11 protein-coding genes are annotated in these 8,826 nt (G+C 62.2%); 5 read left to right on the plus strand and 6 right to left on the minus strand.

All coding sequences use genetic code 11. From position 1 onward, the window contains the following. Positions 1-106: 106 nt before the first annotated feature. Both L6D81_RS06880 and L6D81_RS06885 read right to left on the minus strand, forming a co-directional pair. Positions 107-2,557, minus strand: coding sequence for a penicillin acylase family protein (locus tag L6D81_RS06880; protein WP_236178411.1), 2,451 nt, complete (start codon positions 2,555-2,557; stop codon positions 107-109). A 214-nt stretch (positions 2,558-2,771) separates the two neighbouring features. After that, entirely contained in the window at positions 2,772-3,416 is a 645-nt protein-coding gene (locus L6D81_RS06885) for a glutathione binding-like protein (RefSeq protein ID WP_236178412.1), read from the minus strand. Positions 3,417-3,563: 147 nt separating this feature from the next. Here L6D81_RS06885 and L6D81_RS06890 point away from each other — a divergent pair, with 147 nt between their 5' ends. Next, positions 3,564-4,121 carry a cysteine hydrolase family protein gene (locus L6D81_RS06890; RefSeq protein ID WP_236178422.1) on the plus strand — a complete coding sequence of 186 codons (558 nt, stop codon included), beginning with the start codon at positions 3,564-3,566 and terminating at the stop codon, positions 4,119-4,121. A gap of 148 nt (positions 4,122-4,269) precedes the next feature. On the opposite strand, the gene L6D81_RS06895 is transcribed toward L6D81_RS06890, so the two are convergent. From L6D81_RS06895 to L6D81_RS06910, 4 genes are read right to left on the minus strand one after another with little or no spacing between them, the layout of a single operon-like run. Continuing rightward, entirely contained in the window at positions 4,270-4,476 is a 207-nt protein-coding gene (locus L6D81_RS06895; protein WP_007955014.1) for an SEC-C metal-binding domain-containing protein, read from the minus strand. A gap of 5 nt (positions 4,477-4,481) precedes the next feature. Continuing rightward, positions 4,482-4,967, minus strand: a complete 486-nt coding sequence (locus L6D81_RS06900) for an LEA/WHy family protein (RefSeq protein WP_236178413.1) — start codon at positions 4,965-4,967, stop codon at positions 4,482-4,484. 25 nt (positions 4,968-4,992) lie between these two features. After that, positions 4,993-5,475 carry a YchJ family protein gene (locus L6D81_RS06905; protein ID WP_236178414.1) on the minus strand — a complete coding sequence of 161 codons (483 nt, stop codon included), beginning with the start codon at positions 5,473-5,475 and terminating at the stop codon, positions 4,993-4,995. Between the two features lie 4 nt (positions 5,476-5,479). Continuing rightward, positions 5,480-5,977, minus strand: a complete 498-nt coding sequence (locus tag L6D81_RS06910) for a DUF6231 family protein (RefSeq protein ID WP_011332778.1) — start codon at positions 5,975-5,977, stop codon at positions 5,480-5,482. A gap of 199 nt (positions 5,978-6,176) precedes the next feature. On the opposite strand from L6D81_RS06910, the gene L6D81_RS06915 reads away from it, so the two are divergent. From L6D81_RS06915 to L6D81_RS06930, 4 genes are all read left to right on the plus strand, one after another. Next, positions 6,177-6,872, plus strand: coding sequence for a PA1041 family peptidoglycan-binding anchor lipoprotein (locus L6D81_RS06915; RefSeq protein WP_236178415.1), 696 nt, complete (start codon positions 6,177-6,179; stop codon positions 6,870-6,872). 89 nt (positions 6,873-6,961) lie between these two features. Beyond that, positions 6,962-7,684: a PA1041 family peptidoglycan-binding anchor lipoprotein gene (locus L6D81_RS06920; RefSeq protein ID WP_236178416.1), complete on the plus strand. Its 723-nt coding sequence runs from the start codon at positions 6,962-6,964 to the stop codon at positions 7,682-7,684. A gap of 162 nt (positions 7,685-7,846) precedes the next feature. Then, entirely contained in the window at positions 7,847-8,125 is a 279-nt protein-coding gene (locus L6D81_RS06925) for a DUF1145 domain-containing protein (protein WP_236178417.1), read from the plus strand. Then, positions 8,118-8,826, plus strand: a 709-nt coding sequence (locus tag L6D81_RS06930) for a collagen-like triple helix repeat-containing protein (RefSeq protein WP_236178418.1), incomplete at its 3' end; no start/stop codon positions are given. The genes L6D81_RS06925 and L6D81_RS06930, both read left to right, overlap by 8 nt.

The raw sequence follows: 8,826 nt of genomic DNA on the forward strand, positions 1-8,826 counted from the left end.
GGTTGGCGCGAAGTCAGAAGTTCTATCGATTTTCTGAACTGTCGCATGATCGTTCCCACGCGGACGGTTCGACGCCTCGACGTGGGAACGATCAACTGGGGGGGGATTACTTGCCGGGGGTAAGGGTCAGTCGCGTCTTGCCATACACCCGATCAAAGTTCTGCGGCTGCATCGGCAAGCCGATGTACTGGCCCTTGAGCCACGGATCGATGCCGTTCAGGTAGTTCGGGCTCACCGGATTCCCGGATTGCCCTGTACCGTTCTGGCCCATCAGCGGCTCGCTCTGACCGAAGTCGACGATGAAACGCATCGACGGCGCACGTGTGGTGCTGAAATCCTGGCCCCAGGCAAACGCCGCCGTATTCAGAGTGGTGTGGTCGCCGCCCGCCGCGAACGGGCCGCGAACGGTCTGACCGCTGGCATTCTTCCACTCGTAGCGGTGCAGCTTGCCCCACTGCCAGGCCCGGCGGTCGCCGCCCAGTTGACTGTCGCCGGCACTGATCGCAGCCGCCAGGCTGCGGGCGAGGATCGCCGGTTTGTCTTCTTTTTGCGAGGTACGGGCGTCGTCCCAGAACGGACTGTCTTCGCGGCCCAGCAGGTGATCGGCCTGGGCGGCGTAGGACAGATCGCCATTGGCGATAAACGCTTTCCACGCCGGGCTGCTTTGCGGGCCGAGCTCGTCGAGGAAGATCTGCTTCATGCTTTCCTGCAGGAACAGCTCGTAGATCGCCGCGTCGGCGGACGTCGGGCTGAGCTTGCCGTCGAAGGCCATCAAGCGGGTGTAGGCTTCGCGGGCCTTGGCCCGTTCGGCATCCGGCAGGGCTTCAATCGCCTGTTTCAGCGGCTGCGCCATGCCCGGGGCTTCGAACATTTTCTTCAGTTTGGCGGCGAAGGTGGTGGTCTGGTCGTACTGCATGGCGATCACGCTGCGACCGTCGTGCTTGCCGCTGCCGGCCAGTTCGGCCAGGCGCTCGCCACGTTCCGGCGCTGCCCAGGAATTGGACAGTTGCATGCCGTAGCCATGGGGAATGACCCGCTGGTTGGCGGTGCCGAGCCAGCCCTGGGCCGGATCCTGATCGTAGGGGTGCAGCATCGGGTCGGCGTAACCGTCCCAGTCGTAGCGACCTTCCCAGCCCGGCGACGGCAGCAAACCTTCACCTTCACGGCGGTTGGGGAAGCGACCGGTGACTTGCCAGCCAATGTTGCTGGCGTCGGCGAACACCAGGTTCAGCGCAATGGCGCGGATTTCCCGGCTGGCGTCCGAGGCGCGTTCCACGTTCTGGGCGCGGCTCAGATCGAAAAACGCATCGAGGGATTTGTCGTCGGTGAAGCTCGGCGTCTGCAAGGCCAGGCCGAAACCCGCGCCCTGAGCGGCGGCCTGCGTACTGTTGAGCAGCGCGCCATGGCGGGTTTCATACACCGCTTCGCGAATCGGCCGCTGGCCTTTGACGAAGTAGGTCTCGTTGCGCACGCCCAGTGGCTGCCATTTGCCGTTGACCTCGTAGGACAACGTGCTGCCCTGACGACGGAGTTTTTCCAGGAACAGGTCCTGGTTGTCGCCGAGCACGCTGGTCAGGCTCCACGCCACCTTGCCGTTGAAACCGCCGAGCACCATCGGCAGACCGGCCACGGTCACGCCGGCAGCCTGGTATTTGGGTGCGCGAATCTGCACGAAACTCCACAGCGACGGCGCGGCCAGCGGGCCATGGCTGTCGCTGGCCAGCAGGCTCTTGCCGCTGCGGCTGCGTTGCGGGGCGATGGCCCAGTTGTTCGACGACTGAGTGCCCAGCAGGTTGATGGCGGCCAGTTGTTCGCTGGCATTGCTCAGTTCCGTCAGCCCCGGAATCTGCCCGTTGAGCTTGATGCCCTGCAGCTTGTCGGCCTCGGCCACCGGCAGGTTTTCGTCGGGGGCGGAAGGGGTCAGCCAGGCGAGCTTGTCGGTGGTGACAGTCTGCGCCAGCAGCAGCGAGGCGATTTCTTCCGGCAGGTTGGCCGACTGGCTGAAGTTCAGCAGGCAGAAGATCAGCGCCGAATCTTCCGGTTTCCAGTATTCAGGCTTGTAGCCGCTGGAGGCCAGATCCCCCGGCAGTTTGTCGGCGTAGCGGAACAGGTAGGCGTTGACGCCCCGGGCATAGACTTCGAAGAAGCGCTTGAGCCGTGGCGACGAAGCCTTGTACAGCTCACCGGCGCTTTTCTTCAGGTTGACGGCGCGCATGTAGCGGTCGGCGTCGAGCATCGACGCGCCGGACATTTCCGCCAGACGGCCCTGAGCCAGCAGGCGCAGGGTGACCATCTGATTGATGCGGTCGCTGGCGTGCACATAGCCAAGGGCGAACAGTGCGTCGTGGAAGCTGTTGCTTTCGATCAGCGGCATGCCCATGGCATTGCGGCGTACCGAAACGTTCTGCGCCAGGCCCTTGAGCGGCTGTACACCGGAGGTCGGCGGGAGGGTGTCCTGGGCGTTCCAGGTCTGACAACCGGTCAGGCTCAGAACACCGGTCACTGCTGCGGCAACGCCGAACCGGGGAAGAAAATGTGAAAGGGCTGGCGAGGCCATGGCAAAGCTCCTGCGGGGGTGTAGAGGCTGGGGGGCGCAATAAAGCCGCTACGTTAGTGAGCAGGAGGGGGCCGCGCAAGCGGGGCAAGCGGTTATTTCTTCCCGCTCACGCAGATCGTTCCCACGCTTTGCGTGGCAATGCAGCCCGGGCCGCTCTGCGGCCCATTTCCACGCGGACGGTTCGACGCCTCTGCATGGGAACGATCAAGGCCGGTCAGGACTTCGGCGGATTGATCTTCTGCACCAGCGCGTAGGCCTTCACGGTCGCCGGGCGATCCTTGATGTGGTTGAACCAGCGCTGCACATTCGGGAAGTCGTCCAGATTCTGGCTCTGCCATTTGTGCGAGACGATCCACGGGTAGATCGCCATGTCGGCGATGCTGTATTCGCTGCCGGCGACGAACTCGTTGTTGGCCAGTTGCTTGTCCAGCACTCCGTACAGACGCGCGGTTTCATCGATGTAGCGCTTGATCGCGTAGGGGATTTTTTCCGGGGCGAACTGGCTGAAGTGATGGTTCTGCCCGGCCATCGGCCCGAGCCCGCCCATTTGCCAGAACAGCCATTGCAGCGCCACCTGGCGGCCACGCAGGTCCTTGGGCAGGAACTTGCCGGTCTTTTCCGCGAGGTACAGCAAGATTGCGCCGGACTCGAACAGCGACAACGGCTCGCCGCCGTCGGCCGGCTCATGATCGACGATCGCCGGGATGCGGTTGTTCGGGGCGATTTTCAGAAAGTGCGGCTGGAATTGCTCGCCCTGGCTGATGTTGATCGGGTGTACGTCATAGCGCAGGCCCGCCTCTTCGAGGAACAGGGAAATCTTGTGGCCGTTGGGCGTGGTCCAGTAATACAGGTCGATCATGGAAAGCTCCAAATCAGGAAAATGGCTTACGTGCGGACAGCAAACGCCGGCTTCAGGTTGTCCTGTGTGCGTTCGATAGCTTGCTTCGTCACAGGAGGTGATGCTCAAGTACGGGAAATTCAATGACCCCGCGTGAGAAAAATCGCCATGGAGCTCAAGGCCAACGCTGCACTGATCGTCATCGACCAGCAAAAAGGCATTCTGGAATCGCGTCTGGGGCGGCGGAACAATCCGTCGGCCGAAGAGCGGATCCTTGAGCTGCTGAGCTTTTGGCGGCGCAGTGGGCGGCCGGTGATCCACGTGCAGCACCTGTCGCGCTCACCCGATTCGGTGTTCTGGCCGGAGCAGGAAGGGGTGGAGTTTCAGGACAGGTTTTTGCCGAAGGACGGCGAATGGCTGATCCAGAAGCAGGTGCCGGATGCGTTTTGTGCGACGGGGCTTGAGGCGGGGTTGCGTGAGGCGGGGATCGGGCAGTTGATCATTGTCGGCGTGGCGACGAACAACTCGGTGGAGTCCACGGCGCGCACGGCGGGCAATCTGGGGTTCGAGGCGTGGGTAGCGGAAGATGCGTGCTTCACCTTCGACAAGGCCGACTATTTTGGCACGTTGCGTTCGGCGCAAGAGGTGCATGCCATGTCGCTGGGGAATCTGCACGGGGAGTATGCGACGGTGGTCGGCACCGGGCAGATTCTGGCGGCAGGCTGAAAAGCTTCCGGTGAATGGGCCGGTCCCTTCGCGAGCAAGCCCGTTCCCACTTTCGACCGTATTCCTTTTGACGGAATGCAATCAAATCTGGGAGCGGGCTTGCTCGCGAAGGCGGTGTCTCAGGCGAAGAAAATAATTGCCCGAAACATCAAGCGCCGTGGCACTTTTTGAATTTCTTGCCGTTGCCGCATGGGCAAGGGTCGTTGCGGCCAACGTCTTTCAGGGCGTTGCGCACCGGCTCCTGGTGGGCGTGGCCGCAGTTCGGGCCGTGGACATGGCCATGGTCGTGATCATGGTGGTGATGGTCATGATCGTGGTTGCAGTCAGGGCCATGGACATGAGGTTGCTGGGTCATCGGGGTCACTCCGTAATCAAATCGGCGGGGATTATCACGCCATTGCGCGCCAGGTGCACGTAGTGAGCGATGAATAAACCGGTTTCCATCTCGCCCTCCAGTCGATAGGGAATCTGCTGGTTCGGGTTTTTCAGCATTTTCACCACCTCTTTGACCTTCGGCCACAGGTTGGTACGGATCGGCACCTTGTAAAACGCACTGCTCTTTGGCTTCACGGTGATCCAGTGTTCGTGCTCGCCTTCGGCCAGCAGTAGGTCGGCGAGATGTATGCGGTATTCCAGGCCGCGCACGGTCAGGTCACTGTCATTGGGGTTGTCGATGCGAAAGTGCAGGATGAATTTCTGTTCCAGCAGCTTGGCGCGCACCACTTCGACGTTCACCAGGTGCACGGCGGGGTCGCGGGCGTCGTCGCTGAACCATGACGCACAACCGCCGAGCCCGAGAAACATGAGCAATGAGAAGAACCGAAATGTGCGCCAATGACCGAGCATCGATTAACTCCCTTTGCTGCCCAGTCTAGCTTCCGCTGCCGAAATACCCCGCACAGCATTTCTTGAACTTCTGGCCGCTGGCGCACGGGCAGGCGTCGTTGCGGCCCAGCTTCAGTTGCACGGTCGGGTCGATGAAGTACCAGCGTCCGCTGTTCTGCACGAATGACGAGCGCTCGCGGTGGCTGTGTTCGCCCTGACCGTCATGCCAGCGTGCGGTGAAGGTGACGAACGCGTGTTCCGGCTGGCCACCGAGCACTTCCGAACTTTCCACGTCCAGGCCGAGCCAGGTGCTCTGGGCGCTCCAGTCGCTGATCGACTGGCGATCCAGCCCCGCTTGCTGGGCGGGCAGGGTGGTGGCCACCAGATAATCGATCAGGCCCAGCACATAGGCGCTGTAGCGCGAGCGCATCAGGGCTTCGGCGCACGGGGCCGGGTGGCCGGCGTGATAGTGACCGCAGCAGGCATCCAGCAGGTTGCCGCTGCCGCAGGGGCAAATGGCTGTACTCATGGCATTACCACCAGTATTTCCCGAAGTTTTCCGGATTGGCCCAGAATCGCGAGTTGAGCCAGTCGGGGACTTGTTTGTAGTCAAGCAGATCGTAGGTGAAGAGGGTCAGCACCTGTTCGTCGCGGGCGAAGCGTTCGCTGGCTTGCAGGGCCAGAGAGTAAAAGTCGGTTTCCTGCCAGCCGCTGGCCGGCAGATCCGCCAGCACCGCGATGCGGCTGGCGTTGAGGTTGCGGATGCCGCCCAACAGATTCAGGCCGTCACGCTTGGGCAAATGTTCCAGGCAATCGACCACCAGCGCCAGGTCGAAACGGCGCGCCGCCAATTCTGCCGGCAACGCACCGGGCGCGGCGTGCGCAACGCAGGTGTCCGGGTGCGCTTCTTTAAAGGCAGCCAGCGCCGGGAACTCGCTGGCGCCGATCAGCAGCAGACGTGCCGGGGCGTAGCGGTCGAGCAGGGCGGCCAATGCCTGCTGCGGCGTGCGGGAAGAAATGGCGACGTTCATCGAAGCTCCTCAATCAGAGCGCCAAGACTAGCCTGCCCGGACGCCAAGGCCTAGCTCTCTGTCCTGCGGGTTTGCGGCAAATTCTTCGAAATCCCGTGAACAGGTGCACAAACGGCAATGGCCTATTGCTGGCGGAGATTAAAACTCCGGTCTTTACTCCCTGAATCGGTTCTAAGCCGATCCCTCAGGAGAAAACTAGATGAGCATAGTTCGGACAGCATTACCCTTGGTTCTGCTAACCAGTGTGTTGACTGGTTGTGCAGGTTTGCAGAAAACCGACTGGCCGACCTGTGCGGCAGTCGGAGGTGTCGTCGGTGCGGGGCTCGGTGCGACCGAAAGCTCCGCATGGGCGGGGTATGGCGCGTTACTCGTCGGCGGTACGGCAGCGGCCTATTGCTGGGTTCACGGTGATGGCGACGAAGACGGCGATGGTGTGCCGGACAGTCGCGACAAGTGCCCGGGCACGCCTAAAGGCGTACAGGTCGATGCCGACGGCTGCCCTCCACCAGCCCCTGCACCAGTGGTCGAAGAAGCTGTAGTGGTCAAGGAAGAAACCATTGTCATCCGCGATGTTCACTTCCAGTTCGACAAGGCCACGCTGACCCCGGCCGACAAAATGGTCCTGGATAAAGTCGCTTCGCGCCTGAAACAGGAATCCAGTACCGCGCAATTGACCGTGACCGGCCACACCGACAGCGTCGGCAGCGATGCCTATAACCAGAAACTGTCGGATCGCCGTGCGCACTCGGTGGTCAAGTACCTGGTCGAAAGCGGCGTACCGCAAAGCAGCTTCGTGTCGGTGACCGGTGCCGGTGAAAGCCAGCCAGTGGCAGACAACAAAACGGCTGACGGTCGCGCGCTGAACCGTCGTACCGAAATCAAAATCAACCGCTAGCCCCCTCGCATCCGCGGCTTGTGCAGTCGCGGATGCGGGTCTTTACTCCTGTGTAACCGGTATGGGCCGGTGACACAGGAGCTTTAACGATGAGTGTTCTTACAAGGTCCGTCTTGCCGGTTCTGCTGCTGGGCAGCCTGTTGACCGGTTGCGCCACCCACAGCGATGGCACCGCTCCCCTCAATCAACGTACCTGGCCGATCTGCAGCCTTATTGGCGGACTGGTCGGCGGCGGTCTCGGCGCGCTCGAAAGCAGCGGTTGGGCCGGCGGTGGCGCTGCGCTGGGGATCCTCACCGGCGGATTGATCTGCTATGCCCAGGATGGCGATGAAGACGACGACGGCGTGTTCGATCGCCGCGACCGTTGCCCCGATACCCTGGCCAACACCCCGGTCGACCACCGTGGCTGTCCGCTGCCGCAATACCCGGTCACCGAGAAACCCGCCGAACCGGCCCCGCAAACCGAAGTCATCACCCTCAATGATGCCGGCAACGTGCTGTTCGATTTCGACAAGTCCGATCTGAAACCGGCTGCGAAAAGCCAGCTGGACACGCTGATGGACAAACTGCGCAATGCCGACGTGGTCAGCATCAAGGTCATCGGCCACACCGACAGCAAGGGTTCGGACGCCTACAACCAGGCGCTTTCTGAGCGTCGCGCCAGCAGCGTGGCGGAATATTTGCTGAGCCAGGGCCTGGCGCCGAACAAACTCACCAGTGAAGGGCGCGGCGAGAGCGAGCCGGTCGCCGATAACGACACGGACGAGGGGCGTGCGCAGAACCGTCGCGTGGAACTGCACATCAATCGTTAGGATGCGTCTGTAGTCCTCAGGCTAGAGCTGTCGGTCGATGATCATCGTCGAACCGGCAGCCATCCGGCAGTGGTCCGGTTTTTTTCATTTTTCCCTCTGGCTTATCCCCAGCAGAAGCCGTTACTGTGCGCCCAAAGAATAATTCGCAACACGGGGGAGCGTATGAAGGTGTTCTGTGGGCTGGGGCGATTGTTGACCCTGCTGTTCTGTTGCGTGGTGCTGGCCAATCAGCTGGTGCCGTTTGTTCATCCGCTGCACCTGCTGGTCAATCTGGCCGGTGGCCTGCTGCTGGCGATCCACGTCCTCGAAGTGCTGCTGTGCAATCACAGCCTCAAGGGGCGTCCGCACCCTTGGCGTGACCGTGGCCGCATCCTGCTGTTCGGCGTATTCCACCTGCAAACCATCCCGGCCCCGGCCGCTCCGGAGGCTTCCCATGCGTAAACTCTGCCTGCTCGCTGCATTCATCAGTCCTCTGGCCTGCGCCCAGGTGGTCAGCGTCGAAACCAACTCCCTGATGCGTTTGCCGAACACCGCCAGCACTTTGCAGCTGGAAAAACTGGTGGTCGCCGATTACGGCACCTTGCTGATTCCCTCGAACGTGACCGAGCTCAATGTCGGCGAACTGCAGCTGGGCCACGAAGCGCGCATTGCTATCGTGCCAAGCGAACAGGCGCTGGATATGAAAGTCATCCGCGCCGAACTCGCCGAAGGCAGCCAGATCACCGCCCGTGGCGCACCGGGCACGTACGAAAAAGCCGCCCGCGCCGGGCGCAATCTGAATCTGCAATTCAAGGCGTTGAATGCGCCGAAGCTGGTGGTCGATGCCCGTGGCGGCACCGGTGCGCCGGGTTTTGTCGGGCTCGATGGCGCCAACGGCCAGGAGCCGGGTTGCACCTGGGGTCAGGCAGGGCACGGTTTTGATGGCAGCAACGGTAGCGATGGTCAGCCGGGTGCACCGGGCGCACTGGTGCGTCTTGAAGTGCCGCGCGAATTTCCGGCCGAACTGATCAAGGTCGAAGTTGCCGGCGGTGCCGGTGGCCCGGCCGGTCCAGGCGGCAAGCCGGGGGCGGGTGGCAAGTCCAAGGGCTGCCTGGTCTATCGCGCCGACGGCGGCAAGAGCGGCAAGCCGGGGGCTGACGGGC

It is taken from the genome of Pseudomonas sputi (assembly GCF_021603585.1).
Taxonomy (GTDB): domain Bacteria; phylum Pseudomonadota; class Gammaproteobacteria; order Pseudomonadales; family Pseudomonadaceae; genus Aquipseudomonas; species Aquipseudomonas sputi.